Here is a 14,659-nt window from a genome sequence, read left to right as displayed (position 1 = left end):
CTAGGGACCGGGGGCCCCACCGACGACGGAGGGCCTCCGCAGCGATCGCTGCGGAGGCCCTCCGTGTGGCGTGCTGGCGAGGACCTACTCGGTCTCGTCGGCCTTGCTGGCGGCGTCCGCCTCGACCTCGGCGGCCGCGTCGGTCGTCTCCTCGGCGGCGACGGGCTCGGACTCCGCGACGGCGTCCGTGCTCTCGGCCTCAGCGGCGTCGGTCGCGGTCGCGTCGGTCGCGGTCGCCTCGGTCGTCTCCGCGGCGACGGCGGCGTCGTCGGTGGTCTCCTCGGTGGCGGCCTCCTCGGCGGCGGTCGTCGACACGGCCCCGGCTGCGGCCGAACCGGACGCACGGTTCGAGCGACGGTTCACCGGAGCGGGCGTGCCCGAGACGGGCTCGAGCACGAGCTCGATCGACGCGAGGGGCGCGTTGTCGCCCTTGCGGAAGCCGAGCTTGGTGATCCGGGTGTAACCGCCCTGGCGGTCGGCCATCTGCGGCGCGATCTCCGTGAAGAGCGTGTGCACGACGGACTTGTCCCGGATGATGCTGATCACCTTGCGGCGGGCGTGCAGGTCGCCACGCTTCGCGAACGTCACGAGACGCTCCGCGACGGGACGGAGGCGCTTGGCCTTCGTCTCGGTCGTGGTGATGCGGCCGTGCGTGAACAGCGCGTTCGCGAGGTTGCTCAGGAGCAGGCGCTCGTGCGCGGGACCGCCTCCGAGGCGGGGGCCCTTGGTGGGCTTGGGCATGTCAGTTCTCCAGTGGTGGGAAGGGGGTGGGTGTGCTGCGCTCCGTCAGGAGCGGCACGGGATCAGTTGGACTCGTCCTCGTCGTACCCGCTGTAGAAGTGGGCGCCGTCGAATCCGGGAACGGTGTCCTTGAGGGACAGGCCGAGCTCGGTGAGCTTGTCCTTGACCTCGTCCACCGACTTCTGACCGAAGTTGCGGATGTTCATGAGCTGCGTCTCCGAGAGGGCGACGAGCTCGCTGACCGTGTTGATGCCCTCGCGCTTGAGGCAGTTGTAGCTGCGGACCGACAGGTCGAGGTCCTCGATCGGGGTCTGCAGCTCGTTCGAGAGCACCGCGTCGACCGGCGCGGGGCCGATCTCGATGCCCTCGGCCGCCGTGTTGAGCTCGCGGGCGAGCCCGAACAGCTCGACCAGCGTGCGGCCGGCGGAGGCGATGGCGTCGCGAGGCGTGATCGCCGGCTTCGACTCGACGTCGACGACCAGACGGTCGAAGTCCGTGCGCTCACCGGCACGGGTCGCCTCGACCCGGTAGGTGACCTTGAGGACCGGCGAGTAGATCGAGTCGATCGGGATCTGACCGGCCTCGCTGAACTCGGAGCGGTTCTGGGTCGCCGAGACGTACCCACGACCGCGCTCGATCGTGAGCTCCAGCTCGAACCGGGCGGTGTCGTTCAACGTGGCGATGACGAGGTCCGAGTTGTGGATCTCGACACCGGCCGGAGCCGAGATGTCCGCCGCCGTGACCTGGCCCGCGCCCTGCTTGCGGAGGTACGCCGTGATGGGCTCGTCGTGCTCGCTCGAGACGACCAGGTTCTTGATGTTGAGGATGATCTCGGTGACGTCCTCCTTGACACCCGGCACGGTGCTGAACTCGTGCAGCACACCGTCGATGCGGATGCTGGTGACGGCGGCACCGGGGATCGAGGACAGGAGCGTGCGGCGCAGCGAGTTGCCGAGGGTGTAGCCGAAGCCCGGCTCGAGCGGCTCGATGATGAACCGCGAGCGGAACTCGGAGATCGGCTCCTCGGTCAGGGTGGGGCGCTGTGCAATGAGCACTGTGGATTCCTTTCGGCGAAGTGTCCGCTATATGACACTTGGCGGTACGACGGGGCCCGAGGCCTCGCCGGGTCTGTTGAGTTGTGATCACGCGCACCGACGTGCGCGATCGAACGACCAGGAATGGCCGCGACCGGTCGACCCCGCTCGATGAGCGGGCGTCCGGTCGCGGCCGAGAGCTCCTAGCTCAGACGCGACGACGCTTCGGCGGGCGGCACCCGTTGTGCGCCTGCGGGGTGACGTCGTTGATCGAGCCCACCTCGAGGCCGGCGGCCTGGAGCGAGCGGATCGCGGTCTCGCGGCCCGAGCCCGGACCCTTGACGAAGACGTCGACCTTCTTGACGCCGTGCTCCTGCGCCTGGCGGGCGGCCGACTCGGCGGCGAGCTGCGCCGCGAACGGCGTGGACTTGCGCGAGCCCTTGAAGCCGACAGCACCGGACGAGGCCCAGCTCAGGACGGCGCCCGACGGGTCGGTGATGCTGACGATCGTGTTGTTGAACGTCGACTTGATGTGGGCCTGGCCCACGGCGATGTTCTTCTTCTCCTTGCGCCGCGGCTTGCGGGCAGCAGTCTTGGGGGTAGCCATGGTGATCTCCTATCGGGCCTTCTTCTTGCCTGCCACGGTGCGCTTCGGGCCCTTGCGGGTCCGCGCGTTGGTCTTGGTGCGCTGTCCACGCACCGGGAGACCACGACGGTGGCGGAGGCCCTCGTAGCTGCCGATCTCGACCTTGCGGCGGATGTCGGCGGCCACCTCACGGCGGAGGTCACCCTCGACCTTGAAGTTGCCCTCGATGAAGTCGCGGAGGGCGACGAGCTGGTCGTCGGTGAGGTCCTTGACGCGGATGTCGCCCGAGATACCGGTCTCGGCGAGCGCCTGGAGGGAACGGGTACGGCCGACGCCGTAGATGTACGTGAGTGCGATCTCCACGCGCTTCTCGCGCGGGATGTCGACGCCTGCTAGACGTGCCATGTCTGGCTGCTCCTGTTTTCGGTGGAGGTGTGGCGCAGTACCGGTGCTCGGGCCTCCGCCCCGAGGTGTCCCCGGTCGGTTCGTCGCCGATCGGTTCTGGCACTGCGTTGTCGATGTTCAGTTGTGCGTGCTGCTCAGCTGTTCGCTGTCGAGCCGGTGCGGGGCCTGGCGACCCCGCACGGCACCCGGCCGCGGCGGAGGGACTAGCCCTGGCGCTGCTTGTGGCGCGGGTTGCTCTTGCAGATCACCATGACGCGGCCCTTCCGGCGGATCACCTTGCAGTGCTCACAGATGGGCTTGACGCTGGGGTTGACCTTCATGTCGATTCCTCGATCTCGCTGGCTTCGTACCCGACGGGGCCGTCGGGCCGTTCCTTTCCGGCGAGGATCACTTGTAGCGGTAGACGATCCGGCCGCGAGTGAGGTCGTACGGGCTGAGCTCCACGATCACGCGGTCCTCCGGGAGGATGCGGATGTAGTGCTGACGCATCTTCCCCGAGATGTGCGCGAGGACCTTGTGTCCGTTGGTCAGCTCAACGCGGAACATCGCGTTGGGCAGAGCCTCGAGCACCGAGCCCTCGATCTCGATGACGCCGTCTTTCTTGGCCATAGCCTCACTGTCGCTTGGGTTGCTGTCGCTGGGAGTGATCCGAACCGGTCTGCGGGTTCGGCGCCCGGTCTGGCAGGATGTGCAGACCGAACCGGTGACCACCGGAGCGGTCACCTGCGCCACGCCGAACGGCATGACACACCAAAGATCGATCTTATGTGGTAGCGGGACGATTGCCAAGTCCGGCCCGGTCTCGGCGCGTCCTGTTCGCGACCCGCGATCGCGCCGTCAGCGACCCCTCTTCAGGGGTTCTCCGGCGATTTCCAGGAGTGCGACAGGAGCGCCATCGTACGGTTCTCCACGGGAGTGCCGCCGCGCACCTCCGCCCGGCGACGCTCCGCCACCCGCGATGCCGCCCACGCCCCGCGCTGATGCGCCCACCGAACGGAGTCCACCTCGTGTCCGACGCCCCGCTGCGCCGCCGTCGCGGTCGCCCCGGCATCGCCCGGCACGGACGGCTCCGTCGTCCGAGCTCCTGGCGGACCCTGCTCACCGTCATCGCGTCCGTGCTCAGTGTCGCCCTCGTCAGCAGCGTCGCCGTCACGGCCTTCGCCGCGGTGACGCTCACGGGATCCGTCTCGACGGTCAAGCTCAGCGACGACGACCAGGCGAGCGCCAACAAGACCTCCATCACGGCGATGAAGGGCGGGGCGAACATCCTGCTCATCGGCAGCGACACCCGCGTGGGGCAGAAGGCGGAGTCGCTCGACACCGAGGGTGCGCGGAACGACGTCACGATCCTCATCCACATCTCGGCCGACCACACGCAGCTCACCGCCGTGAGCTTCCCCCGCGATCTCGTCGTGCCCCTCCCCGCCTGCACGAACCCGGACACGGGGACGTCCTACCCGGCGTCCTCCGCTGCGCAGATCAACACGGCGCTCGGCAACGGGGGTGTCTCGTGCGTCGTGGACACCGTCGAGAACCTGACCGGCCTGTCCATCCCGTACGCCGGTCTCATCACCTTCGACGGCGTCATCGAGATGTCGAACGCGGTCGGCGGCGTCTCGGTCTGCGTCGCGAACTCGATCAACGACAGCTACACGGGCCTCCATCTGTCGGCCGGGACGCACACGCTCCAGGGCACGCAGGCCCTCCAGTTCCTCCGGACCCGCCACGGCGTCGGCGACGGCAGCGACCTCGCGCGCATCAGCTCCCAGCAGGTGTTCCTGTCCGCCCTGCTCCGCAAGGTGACCTCGAACGGCACGCTGTCGAATCCCCTGACCCTGTACAAGCTCGCGCGCGCCGCGATCTCGAACATGACCTTGTCCGACGGTCTCGCCTCGGCCCAGACGCTCGTGTCACTCGCCACGACCCTCAAGAGCATGAGCACGGCGGACATGCTGTTCGTCCAGTACCCGGTGACCGACGATCCCTACGACACGAACCGCGTGATCGTCTCCCAGAGCGACGCACACACGCTCAACGTCGCGCTGCAGAACGACACGAAGACGAGCCTCACCGACTCGAGCACCGGCCGTGCCTCCGAGGCCGAGGGCGGGACCGGCAGCGCGTCTTCCTCCGGCACCGGCAGCTCCGGGTCGTCGAGCAGTGGGACGTCGAGCAGCGGGACGTCGAGTGCACCCTCCTCCGGGTCCTCGGCGAGCAGTTCGGCATCGAGCACGCCGAGCGCGACGGCGACGCCGCTGCCCTCGACGATCACCGGACAGTCGGCCGCCGAGCAGACCTGCTCGGTCGGCAACTGACAGCGGTCGCAGGCCGGGCGGGCCGCCCGCCGGTCCGCCGCTGACTTCCGCACGATCGGGAGGCGCGGCACAGCCCGCCCGCCCGGCTCGGGAGGCGTGACGTGCTCCCGCCTCGGGCGAGACGAACCGGGGCGTCGAGTTGCCTGTGACGTCGCGTCGCCCGCTGGTTCACGCGCTCCGCTGGTTCCCGCACTGCGGCTGGTTCACCCACGCCGCTGGTTCCCGCACTGCGGCTGGTTCACGCGCTCCGCTGGATCACGCGATGGGCTGCGGCTGCACCCCGAGCGGTACCAGGGCGGCGGCACCGCCGTCCGGTGCGGTGAGCACCCAGATGCCGTTTTCGTGCACCGCCACGCTGTGCTCCCAGTGCGCGGCGTCCGAGCCGTCGAGCGTGCGGACGGTCCAGCCGTCCGCATCGGTGCTGCTGTCGATCGTGCCGGCGGTCACCATCGGCTCGATGGCCACCGCGAGCCCCGGACGGACCGCGGGACCCCCGCCCCGCACCCGGTAGTTGAACACCGGCGGATCTTCGTGCATGGAACGACCGATGCCGTGACCCGTGAAGTCCTCCACGATGCCCCAGGCGCCGGTCTCGTCGATCGCGTCCTCGATGCTCGCGCCGATCTCGTTGAGGTTCCGTGCCGTCGCGAGAGCCGCGATCCCCCGCCACATCGACCGCTCGGTGACGTCCGCGAGCATCGTCCGTGCCGCGGCCCGCTCCGGGTCTCCCCCGGGCACGACGACCGTCACGGCGCTGTCGCCGTTCCAGCCGTCAACCTCGGCGCCCGCGTCGATGGACACGATGTCGCCGGCTTCGATCACCCGTTCGCCGGGGATGCCGTGCACGATCTCGTCGTTGACGGAGATGCACAGGGTGTGCTGGTAACCGGGGACCAGCTGGAAGTTCGGGACGCCACCGCCCTCGAGGATGACACGCTCCGCGATCGCGTCGAGGTCAGCGGTGGTGATGCCGACGCGCAGCGCCGACCGGACGGCGTCCAGTGCCTGGGCGGTGAGGAGCCCCGGCCGGACCATCGCCCGGAGTTCCTCCGACGACTTGTAGAGCGACGGGCGGCGGAACCGCGCCACGGTCAGGCGACGGCGCGGCCGAGGCCGCGGGTCGCGAGCGCGTCGGCGATGCGGTCACCGACCTCGTCGACACCGCCGAGACCGTCGACGTCGATGACGAGCCCCCGCTGTGCGTACACCGCAACGATCGGCTCCGTCTGCTCGAGGTAGACGTCCTGCCGGTGCCGGATGGCGTCCTCGGTGTCGTCGCTGCGACCCTGCTCGAGCGCACGCCTGCGGAGCCGGTCGACCAAGGCGTCCCGGTCGGCGACGAGCTGCACCACCGCGTCCAGGGCCTGCCCCTGCTCGGCGAGGAACCCGTCGAGGAACTCCACCTGCGCCGTCGTCCGGGGGTAGCCATCGAGCAGGAACCCCGGCTCGGCGTCCGGCTGACGGAGCCGATCGGCGATGAGCTCGTTCGTGAGGCTGTCGGGCACGTAGTCGCCGGCGTCCAGGATCGCCTTGACCCTGATGCCCAGCGGCGTCTCGTCACGGACGTTCTGCCGGAAGATGTCGCCCGTCGAGATCGCCGGGATCCCGAAGGCCTCGGCGATCCGCCCTGCTTGGGTGCCCTTGCCAGCACCAGGCGGGCCCACGATGATCAGCCGCGCGCTCATCGGAGGAGTCCCTCGTAGTGGCGCTGCTGCAGCTGCGAGTCGATCTGCTTCACGGTCTCGAGGCCCACACCGACGATGATCAGCAGGCTGGCACCACCGAACGGGAAGTTCTGGTTGGCGCCGAACCAGGCGAGTGCGGCGAGCGGGATGAGCGCGATGATGCCGAGGTAGAGAGCGCCGGGGAGCGTGACCCGTGTGAGCACGTAGTCGAGGTACTCCGCCGTCGGACGCCCGGCACGGATCCCCGGGATGAACCCGCCGTACTTCTTCATGTTGTCGGCGACTTCTTCCGGGTTGAACGTGATCGCGACGTAGAAGTACGTGAACCCGACGATGAGGAGGAAGTAGAGGACCATGTAGAAGGCGTTGTCGCCCGAGGTCAGGTTGTTCTGGATCCAGGTGACCCACGCCGCGGGCTCGGTCCCGTCGGACTTCTGGTTGAACTGTGCGACCAGCGCCGGCAGGTAGAGCAGCGACGACGCGAAGATGACGGGCACGACACCGGCCATGTTCACCTTGATCGGGATGTACGTGTTGTTGCCACCGTAGGTTCGACGCCCGACCATGCGCTTGGCGTACTGCACCGGGATCCGGCGCTGCGACTGCTCGACGAACACGACCGCCATCATGATCACGAGTCCGACGAGGATCACGAAGAGGAAGAGCTCGAAGGACTGCGACTGCTCGATGGCCCAGAGCGCGGTCGGGAACTGGGCCGCGATGGACGTGAAGATGAGGAGCGACATACCGTTGCCGACGCCGCGCTCGGTGACGAGCTCGCCCATCCACATGATGAGTCCGGTGCCAGCCGTCAGCGTGACCACCATGAGGAGGATCGCGTACCAGCTGTCGTTCGAGATGATCGACGTGCAGGAGGTCGACGCCGAGGTGCCGAAGAGGGCACCCGAGCGCGCGACCGTGATGAGCGTCGTCGACTGCAGGACCCCGAGCGCGATCGTGAGGTACCGCGTGTACTGCGTCAGCTTGGCCTGACCCGCCTGGCCCTCCTTGTAGAGGGCGTCGAAGTGCGGGATCACGACGCGCAGCAGCTGCACGATGATCGACGACGTGATGTACGGCATGATGCCGAGCGCGAAGACCGAGAGCTTCAGCAGCGCGCCGCCGGAGAACAGGTTCACGAGCCCGTACAGGCTCCCCTGGGATGAAGCGCTCGCGAGGCACGACTGCACGCTGGCGTAGTCGACGAACGGCGCGGGGATGTAGGACCCCAGGCGGAACAGCGCGATGATCGCGAGGGTGAAGCCGATCTTCTTGCGAAGGTCGGGGGTGCGCAAGATCCGCGCGACCGCTCTGAACACGAGTTCTCCGTACTTCGTTCAGTGCGACCCGAGCATCTCGGATCGCGTCAAGCGATGCCGAACCGGCGGCCCGAGCTGTGCTCGGACCGCCGGTCAGGTACTACTTGGAGACGGTGCCGCCCGCCGCCACGATCTTTTCCTCGGCGGAGCCGGAGACCTTGTCGACCGTGATGTTGAGCGCCACGCTGATGTCGCCCTGGCCGAGGACCTTGACCTTCTCGTTCTTACGGACCGCACCCTTGGCGACGAGGTCACTCACGGTGACGTCACCGCCCTGCGGGTAGAGCTCGCCGAGCTTGTCGAGGTTCACGACCTGGTACTCCACGCGGAACGGGTTCTTGAACCCGCGGAGCTTCGGGGTGCGCATGTGCAGCGGCATCTGCCCACCCTCGAACCCGGCCTTGACCGAGTAGCGGGCCTTCGTGCCCTTGGTGCCACGTCCGGCCGTCTTGCCCTTCGAGCCCTCACCGCGTCCGACGCGGGTCCGGTCCTTCTTCGAGCCAGCAGCGGGACGGAGGTGGTGGACCTTGAGGACCTGCACGCGGCCCTCGGTGTTGCCGGCCTGTCCGGCCTTGGGGGTTTCGTCGCTCATGCGTTGATCTCCTCGACCTTCACGAGGTGCGCGACCGTCGCGACGTACCCGCGGTTCTGGGCGTTGTCCTCACGCTCGACCGACTGGCCGATGCGCTTGAGGCCCAGGCTGCGCAGGGTCTCGCGCTGGTACTGCTTCTCGCTGATAACGGACTTGATCTGGGTGACCTTGATCTTGCCGGCCATCAGGCACCTGCCTTCTCGGTCGCAGCCGTGCGGGCCGCGGCCTCGGCACGCAGCAGACGACCCGGGACGACCCGGTCGACGTCGAGGCCACGGCGGCTGGCGACCGCACGGGGCTCCTCGAGCTGCTGCAGCGCCGTGACGGTGGCGTGCACGATGTTGATGGTGTTGGACGACCCGAGCGACTTGCTCAGGACGTCGTGGATGCCGGCGCACTCCAGGACGGCGCGCACCGGACCACCGGCGATGACGCCGGTACCCGCAGCGGCCGGGCGGAGGAGCACGACGCCAGCGGCGGCCTCACCCTGCACGGGGTGCGGGATCGTGTTGCCGACGCGCGGGACGCGGAAGAAGTTCTTCTTCGCCTCCTCGACGCCCTTGGAGATCGCGGTCGGGACCTCGCGGGCCTTGCCGTAGCCGACGCCGACGAGTCCGTTGCCATCACCCACCACGACGAGCGCGGTGAAGCTGAAGCGACGACCGCCCTTGACGACCTTCGACACACGGTTGATCGTCACGACGCGCTCGAGGAACTGGCTCTCGGCGGCGCGGTTGTTGCGGTCGCCGCGACCACCCTGCTGGCGGTCACGACCCCCACCACGGCGTCCGCGCTCGGGGCCCGTGTTCTCGCGGTTCGCCGACGCGGAGCCGGCTGCGGTCTCGACCGGCTTCTCGACCGGTGCTTCCTGATTGGTGCTGCTCGCGGTGTCGCTCACAGGTTCAGCCCTCCTTCACGGGCGCCTTCGGCGATCGCGGCGACGCGACCGGCGTACTTGCTGCCACCGCGGTCGAACACGACCGCCTCGACACCCGCGGCCTTCGCGCGCTCGGCGACGAGCTCGCCGACGCGACGCGACTTCGCGGTCTTGTCGCCGTCCAGGCTGCGGAGGTCCGCCTCCATGGTCGACGCGCTGGCGACGGTGTGGCCCTTGGTGTCGTCGATGACCTGCACGAACACGTGACGCGACGAGCGGGTGACGACCAGACGCGGACGCGTCTCGGTGCCGGTGATCTTCTTGCGGAGGCGGGTGTGACGGCGCGCCTTGGCGGCCGACTTGCTCGCTCCTCGAGTTCCGAGAGCCATGATCACTTACCTGACTTTCCGGCCTTGCGGCGGACGACCTCGCCGGCGTAGCGAACGCCCTTGCCCTTGTACGGCTCGGGCTTGCGAAGCTTGCGGATGTTTGCGGCGACCTCACCGACGGCCTGCTTGTCGATGCCGTTCACGGTGAGTCGGTTGTTGCCCTCGACGGTGAAGCTGATGCCCGCGGGCGGCTCGACCGTGATGGGGTGCGAGTAGCCGAGTGCGAACTCGACGCTCGTGCCGCGTGCCTGGACGCGGTAGCCGGTCCCGACGACCTCGAGGCCCTTGGAGTAGCCCTGGGTCACGCCGGTGATCTGGTTGGCGATCAGCGTCCGGGTCAGGCCGTGCAGCGAGCGCGAGGTGCGCTCGTCGTCCGGACGGGTGACGAGGATCTGGTTGTCCTCGATCGCGACCGCGATGGGGCTGGCGACGGTGAGCGCGAGCTCACCCTTCGGCCCCTTGACGGCGACGTTCGCGCCGTCGACCGTCACGGTGACGCCGGCGGGGATGTCGATGGGAAGACGTCCGATACGAGACATGGTCGATCACCACACGTAGGCGAGGACTTCCCCACCCACGCCCTTCTGCTCGGCCTCGCGGTCCGTGAGGAGACCCGAGGAAGTCGACAGGATCGCCACGCCGAGGCCACCGAGGACCTGGGGGATCTCCGTCGACTTGGCGTAGACCCGGAGACCGGGCTTGGAGACGCGCTTGATGCCGGCGATGGAGCGCTCGCGCTCGGGGCCGTACTTGAGGTCGATGGTGAGGGTCTGCCCCACGCGGGCATCCTCCACACGCCACTCGCTGATGTAACCCTCGCGCTTGAGGATCTCGGCGATGTGGGTCTTCAGCTTCGAGCTGGGCAGCGAGACGGCGTCGTGGTGCGCCGAGTTCGCGTTGCGCAATCTCGTCAGCATGTCTGCGACCGGATCGGTCATCGTCATGGTTGGTTCATCCTGTTCTCACCCGGTTTCGACACCCGTTCCACGGATGCCGACCTGTGTGATCGGGCGACGTCAGGGCGATTCCCCGACGTCTCGGTGCTCGTGCGGCGGGCCGGAGGGAGCGCCCCTCCGGCCCGGCCGTCCGAACGATCTTAGACCGTCTGCTCGCTGGAACGGAACGGGAAACCGAGCTGGCGGAGCAGCGCGCGGCCCTCGTCGTCCGTCTTGGCCGTGGTGACGACGGTGATGTCGAAGCCACGGACGCGGTCGATGCGGTCCTGGTCGATCTCGTGGAACACGCTCTGCTCCGTGAGACCGAAGGTGTAGTTGCCGTTGCCGTCGAACTGGCGGTCGCTCAGACCGCGGAAGTCGCGGATGCGGGGCAGTGCCAGCGACAGCAGGCGGTCGAGGAACTCCCACGCGCGGTCACCGCGGAGGGTGACGTGCGCGCCGATGGGCTGGCCCTCGCGCAGCTTGAACTGCGCGATGGACTTGCGGGCCTTCGTGACCTGCGGCTTCTGGCCGGTGATGGCCGTGAGGTCGCGCACCGCACCGTCGATGACCTTCGAGTCACGAGCGGCCTCGCCGACACCGGTGTTCACGACGACCTTGACCAGGCCGGGGACCTGGTGGACGTTCGTGTAGCCGAACTGCTCGGTGAGCGCCGCGGCGATCTCGTTCTTGTACTTCTGCTTCAGCCGCGGCTGGACCTTCTCGCTGGACGCGGCCTCGGCCGGCGCCGTAGTGGTGTCGCTCATCAGAGGTCCTCCCCCGACTTCTTGGCGTAACGGACGCGGACGGTCTTGGTGACGCCGTCCTTCTCGACCGTCTCGGTGCGGTGACCGACACGGGTCGGCTTCTTGGTCTTCGGGTCGACCACGGCCACGTTGGACACGTGGATCGGGGCCTCGTGGGTCTCGATGCCACCGGTCTTCGAGCCGCGCTGGGTCTGACCGACGCGGACGTGCTTCTTGACGAAGTTCACGCCCTCGACGACGACACGCTGCTCGTCGGGGAGCACCTCGATGACCTTGCCCTGCTTGCCGCGGTCGCCACCGCGCGCCTGCGACGGGCCCGAGATCACCTGGACCAGGTCGCCCTTCTTGATGTTCGCCATGACTAGATGACCTCCGGTGCCAGCGAGATGATCTTCATGAACTTCTTGTCGCGGAGCTCGCGACCGACCGGCCCGAAGATGCGGGTGCCCCGGGGGTCGCCGTCCGCCTTGAGGATCACCGCGGCGTTCTCGTCGAACTTGATGTAGGAGCCGTCCTGACGACGGGTCTCCTTCTTGGTGCGAACGATGACGGCCTTGACGACGTCACCCTTCTTGACGTTGCCGCCCGGGATCGCGTCCTTCACGGTCGCGACGATCACGTCACCGAGGCCGGCATAGCGACGACCCGAGCCACCGAGCACGCGGATGGCCAAGATCTCCTTGGCTCCGGTGTTGTCGGCGACCTTCAGGCGGGATTCCTGCTGAATCACTGCTGTCTCCTATTCCGCAAGTAGGCCCGGGGGCTTACTTGGCCTTCTCGAGGATCTCGACCAGGCGCCAGCGCTTGGTGGCGCTGAGGGGACGGGTCTCGCTGATGAGGACCAGGTCGCCGATGCCGGCGGTGCCCTGCTCGTCGTGGGCCTTCACCTTGGAGGTGCGACGGATGACCTTGCCGTAGAGGGGGTGCTTCACGCGGTCCTCGACCTCGACGACGATCGTCTTGTCCATCTTGTCGCTCGTGACGTAGCCACGACGCGTCTTGCGGTAGCCGCGCGCGGTGGTCGCGGCGTCGACCTCGGTGGCCTGCTTCTCGGTGGCCATCACTTCTCCTCGGTGCTGGTCGATGCAGCGGTGTCGGTCGTCGTGGCCTCGGCCGCGTCGGCCTTCTTGCGGGACGACTTCTTGGTCGTGGTGGTGCTCGCCTCGACCGGGGTCGGGGTGGCACGGATGCCGAGCTCGCGCTCGCGCAGCACCGTGTAGATGCGGGCGATGTCGCGCTTGACGGCACGGAGGCGGCCGTGGCTCTCGAGCTGGCCGGTGGCCGACTGGAAGCGCAGGTTGAACAGCTCTTCCTTGGCCTTCTTCAGCTCGTCAGCGAGACGCTCGTCCTCGAAGGTGTCGAGCTCCGACGGACGGAGCTCCTTGGAACCGATCGCCATTATGCGTCGCCCTCCTCGCGCTTGATGATGCGTGCCTTGAGGGGCAGCTTGTGGATTGCACGGGTCATCGCCTCGCGGGCGATGTCCTCGCTCACGCCGGAGAGCTCGAAGAGCACGCGTCCCGGCTTGACGTTCGCGACCCACCACTCGGGCGAACCCTTACCGGAACCCATGCGGGTCTCGGCGGGCTTCTTCGTGAGCGGACGGTCCGGGTAGATGTTGATCCACACCTTGCCGCCACGCTTGATGTGACGCGTCATGGCGATACGAGCGGACTCGATCTGGCGGTTCGTCACGTAGGCGGGGGTCAGGGCCTGGATACCGAAGTCACCGAACGACACCTTGGTGCCGCCGGTCGCCTGGCCGCGACGCGTGGGGTGGTGCTGCTTGCGGTGCTTGACTCGACGGGGGATAAGCATGGTTACGCCTCAACTCCTGCGCCGGCCGGCGCCTCCTGCGGAGCCTGCTGCTCGCGACGGTCGCCGCGGGGGGCGCCGTCACGGCCGCCACGACCGCCACGGCCGCCGTCACGACGCTCGGGGCGCGACGAACGCTGGTTCGCCTGCTCGCGAGCGAGCTCCTTGTTGGTGATGTCGCCCTTGTAGATCCAGACCTTCACACCGATCCGACCGAAGGTCGTGCGGGCCTCGTAGAAGCCGTAGTCGATGTTGGCGCGGAGCGTGTGCAGGGGCACGCGGCCCTCGCGGTAGAACTCCGAACGGCTCATCTCGGCGCCGCCGAGACGACCCGACACCTGGATCCGGACGCCCTTGGCGCCAGCGCGCTGGGCGCCCTGGAGGCCCTTGCGCATGGCGCGACGGAAGGCGACACGAGCGCTGAGCTGCTCCGCGATGCCCTGGGCGACGAGCTGCGCCTCGGTCTCGGGGTTCTTGACCTCGAGGATGTTCAGCTGGATCTGCTTGCCCGTGAGCTTCTCGAGGTCGCCGCGGATGCGCTCGGCCTCGGCGCCACGGCGGCCGATGACGATGCCAGGACGTGCCGTGTGGATGTCCACGCGGACGCGGTCACGGGTGCGCTCGAGCTCGATGCGGGCGACGCCGGCGCGGTCGAGGGACTTCGTCAGCATCTGACGGATGCGGACGTCCTCGGCGACGTAGTCGCTGTACCGCTGGCCCTTCTTGGTGCTGTCCGAGAACCAGTGCGACACGTGGTCCGTCGTGATCCCGAGACGGAAGCCGTACGGGTTGACCTTCTGGCCCATTACTTGCTCGCCTTCTTGCTGGTAGCGGCCGCCTCGACCTCGTCCGGCGTCGCGAGGACGACCGTGATGTGGCTGGTGCGCTTGTTGATGCGGAAGGCTCGCCCCTGGGCACGCGGCTGGAACCGCTTCAGGGTCGTGCCCTCGTCGACGAAGACGCGGCTCACGTAGAGGTCGCGCTCGTCGAGGAAGCTGTTCGTCTGGTCCGCCTTGACCCGGGCGTTCGCGATCGCCGAGGCGACCAGCTTGTAGACCGGCTCGGAAGCGCCCTGCGGGGCGAACTTCAGGATGGCGAGGGCTTCGTGGGCCTGCTTGCCGCGGATCAGCTCGATGACGCGACGGGCCTTCTGAGGCGTGACGCGGATGTGTCGCACGCGTGCGATCGACTCCACCATT

At 68.2% G+C, this 14,659-nt stretch carries 24 protein-coding genes; 1 reads left to right on the top strand and 23 read right to left on the bottom strand.

The window, feature by feature from the left end; genetic code table 11:
- Positions 1-84: 84 nt before the first annotated feature.
- The 6 genes from rplQ to infA form a co-directional block, all read right to left on the bottom strand.
- Positions 85-741 (bottom strand): 50S ribosomal protein L17, encoded by a 657-nt coding sequence (gene rplQ / locus DEI88_RS01665; protein WP_111027361.1) that lies wholly within the window; start codon positions 739-741, stop codon positions 85-87.
- Between the two features lie 62 nt (positions 742-803).
- Positions 804-1,796 carry a DNA-directed RNA polymerase subunit alpha gene (locus tag DEI88_RS01660; protein WP_111009825.1) on the bottom strand — a complete coding sequence of 331 codons (993 nt, stop codon included), beginning with the start codon at positions 1,794-1,796 and terminating at the stop codon, positions 804-806.
- A 187-nt stretch (positions 1,797-1,983) separates the two neighbouring features.
- Complete coding sequence (gene rpsK / locus DEI88_RS01655; protein ID WP_055950867.1) at positions 1,984-2,382, bottom strand: 30S ribosomal protein S11; 399 nt, start codon at positions 2,380-2,382, stop codon at positions 1,984-1,986.
- A 9-nt stretch (positions 2,383-2,391) separates the two neighbouring features.
- On the bottom strand, positions 2,392-2,766 hold the full coding sequence (gene rpsM, locus DEI88_RS01650) for a 30S ribosomal protein S13 (protein WP_111009826.1): 375 nt from the start codon (positions 2,764-2,766) through the stop codon (positions 2,392-2,394).
- Positions 2,767-2,969: 203 nt separating this feature from the next.
- Positions 2,970-3,086 carry a 50S ribosomal protein L36 gene (rpmJ, locus tag DEI88_RS01645; protein ID WP_066517823.1) on the bottom strand — a complete coding sequence of 39 codons (117 nt, stop codon included), beginning with the start codon at positions 3,084-3,086 and terminating at the stop codon, positions 2,970-2,972.
- 67 nt (positions 3,087-3,153) lie between these two features.
- Positions 3,154-3,375, bottom strand: coding sequence for a translation initiation factor IF-1 (gene infA / locus DEI88_RS01640; RefSeq protein ID WP_017885509.1), 222 nt, complete (start codon positions 3,373-3,375; stop codon positions 3,154-3,156).
- A 398-nt stretch (positions 3,376-3,773) separates the two neighbouring features.
- Here infA and DEI88_RS01635 point away from each other — a divergent pair, with 398 nt between their 5' ends.
- Positions 3,774-5,081 carry an LCP family protein gene (locus DEI88_RS01635; RefSeq protein WP_258372050.1) on the top strand — a complete coding sequence of 436 codons (1,308 nt, stop codon included), beginning with the start codon at positions 3,774-3,776 and terminating at the stop codon, positions 5,079-5,081.
- A 255-nt stretch (positions 5,082-5,336) separates the two neighbouring features.
- Here DEI88_RS01635 and map read toward each other — a convergent pair whose 3' ends face one another.
- The 17 genes from map to rplV all read right to left on the bottom strand — a co-directional run bounded on the left by map (position 5,337) and on the right by rplV (position 14,658).
- Positions 5,337-6,170, bottom strand: coding sequence for a type I methionyl aminopeptidase (gene map, locus DEI88_RS01630; protein ID WP_111072189.1), 834 nt, complete (start codon positions 6,168-6,170; stop codon positions 5,337-5,339).
- Positions 6,171-6,172: 2 nt separating this feature from the next.
- Positions 6,173-6,766, bottom strand: a complete 594-nt coding sequence (locus tag DEI88_RS01625; RefSeq protein ID WP_181435195.1) for an adenylate kinase — start codon at positions 6,764-6,766, stop codon at positions 6,173-6,175.
- Positions 6,763-8,085 (bottom strand): preprotein translocase subunit SecY, encoded by a 1,323-nt coding sequence (gene secY / locus DEI88_RS01620; protein WP_111012132.1) that lies wholly within the window; start codon positions 8,083-8,085, stop codon positions 6,763-6,765. The genes DEI88_RS01625 and secY overlap by 4 nt, the downstream gene beginning before the upstream one ends.
- 100 nt (positions 8,086-8,185) lie before the next feature.
- Positions 8,186-8,677, bottom strand: coding sequence for a 50S ribosomal protein L15 (gene rplO / locus DEI88_RS01615; RefSeq protein ID WP_111009830.1), 492 nt, complete (start codon positions 8,675-8,677; stop codon positions 8,186-8,188).
- On the bottom strand, positions 8,674-8,862 hold the full coding sequence (rpmD, locus tag DEI88_RS01610) for a 50S ribosomal protein L30 (protein ID WP_111009831.1): 189 nt from the start codon (positions 8,860-8,862) through the stop codon (positions 8,674-8,676). Before rpmD ends, rplO begins: the two co-directional genes overlap by 4 nt.
- Positions 8,862-9,575 (bottom strand): 30S ribosomal protein S5, encoded by a 714-nt coding sequence (gene rpsE, locus DEI88_RS01605; RefSeq protein WP_111009832.1) that lies wholly within the window; start codon positions 9,573-9,575, stop codon positions 8,862-8,864. The genes rpmD and rpsE overlap by 1 nt, the downstream gene beginning before the upstream one ends.
- Positions 9,572-9,943 (bottom strand): 50S ribosomal protein L18, encoded by a 372-nt coding sequence (rplR, locus tag DEI88_RS01600; protein ID WP_111012131.1) that lies wholly within the window; start codon positions 9,941-9,943, stop codon positions 9,572-9,574. The genes rpsE and rplR overlap by 4 nt, the downstream gene beginning before the upstream one ends.
- Positions 9,944-9,945: 2 nt before the next feature.
- Entirely contained in the window at positions 9,946-10,482 is a 537-nt protein-coding gene (gene rplF / locus DEI88_RS01595) for a 50S ribosomal protein L6 (protein WP_111009834.1), read from the bottom strand.
- A 6-nt stretch (positions 10,483-10,488) separates the two neighbouring features.
- Complete coding sequence (gene rpsH / locus DEI88_RS01590; protein ID WP_111009835.1) at positions 10,489-10,887, bottom strand: 30S ribosomal protein S8; 399 nt, start codon at positions 10,885-10,887, stop codon at positions 10,489-10,491.
- Between the two features lie 152 nt (positions 10,888-11,039).
- Entirely contained in the window at positions 11,040-11,645 is a 606-nt protein-coding gene (gene rplE / locus DEI88_RS01585) for a 50S ribosomal protein L5 (RefSeq protein ID WP_111036927.1), read from the bottom strand.
- On the bottom strand, positions 11,645-12,004 hold the full coding sequence (rplX, locus tag DEI88_RS01580) for a 50S ribosomal protein L24 (protein WP_111009837.1): 360 nt from the start codon (positions 12,002-12,004) through the stop codon (positions 11,645-11,647). Before rplX ends, rplE begins: the two co-directional genes overlap by 1 nt.
- Before the next feature lie 2 nt (positions 12,005-12,006).
- Positions 12,007-12,375, bottom strand: coding sequence for a 50S ribosomal protein L14 (gene rplN, locus DEI88_RS01575; RefSeq protein WP_066517778.1), 369 nt, complete (start codon positions 12,373-12,375; stop codon positions 12,007-12,009).
- Between the two features lie 34 nt (positions 12,376-12,409).
- On the bottom strand, positions 12,410-12,706 hold the full coding sequence (gene rpsQ / locus DEI88_RS01570; RefSeq protein WP_111012128.1) for a 30S ribosomal protein S17: 297 nt from the start codon (positions 12,704-12,706) through the stop codon (positions 12,410-12,412).
- Positions 12,706-13,044 (bottom strand): 50S ribosomal protein L29, encoded by a 339-nt coding sequence (rpmC, locus tag DEI88_RS01565; protein WP_111009839.1) that lies wholly within the window; start codon positions 13,042-13,044, stop codon positions 12,706-12,708. Before rpmC ends, rpsQ begins: the two co-directional genes overlap by 1 nt.
- A complete protein-coding gene (rplP, locus tag DEI88_RS01560; RefSeq protein WP_111009840.1) occupies positions 13,044-13,463 on the bottom strand; it encodes a 50S ribosomal protein L16 in 420 nt (139 codons plus the stop codon). Before rplP ends, rpmC begins: the two co-directional genes overlap by 1 nt.
- A gap of 2 nt (positions 13,464-13,465) precedes the next feature.
- Positions 13,466-14,266, bottom strand: coding sequence for a 30S ribosomal protein S3 (rpsC, locus tag DEI88_RS01555; RefSeq protein WP_111009841.1), 801 nt, complete (start codon positions 14,264-14,266; stop codon positions 13,466-13,468).
- Positions 14,266-14,658, bottom strand: a complete 393-nt coding sequence (gene rplV, locus DEI88_RS01550) for a 50S ribosomal protein L22 (protein WP_111009843.1) — start codon at positions 14,656-14,658, stop codon at positions 14,266-14,268. Before rplV ends, rpsC begins: the two co-directional genes overlap by 1 nt.
- Position 14,659: the final 1 nt, after the last annotated feature.

Source organism: Curtobacterium sp. MCBD17_003, from assembly GCF_003234885.2.
Lineage (GTDB): Bacteria > Actinomycetota > Actinomycetes > Actinomycetales > Microbacteriaceae > Curtobacterium.
The sequence above is the reverse complement of the archived record's forward strand: the minus strand, read 5'-3'. Positions and strand labels throughout refer to the sequence as shown.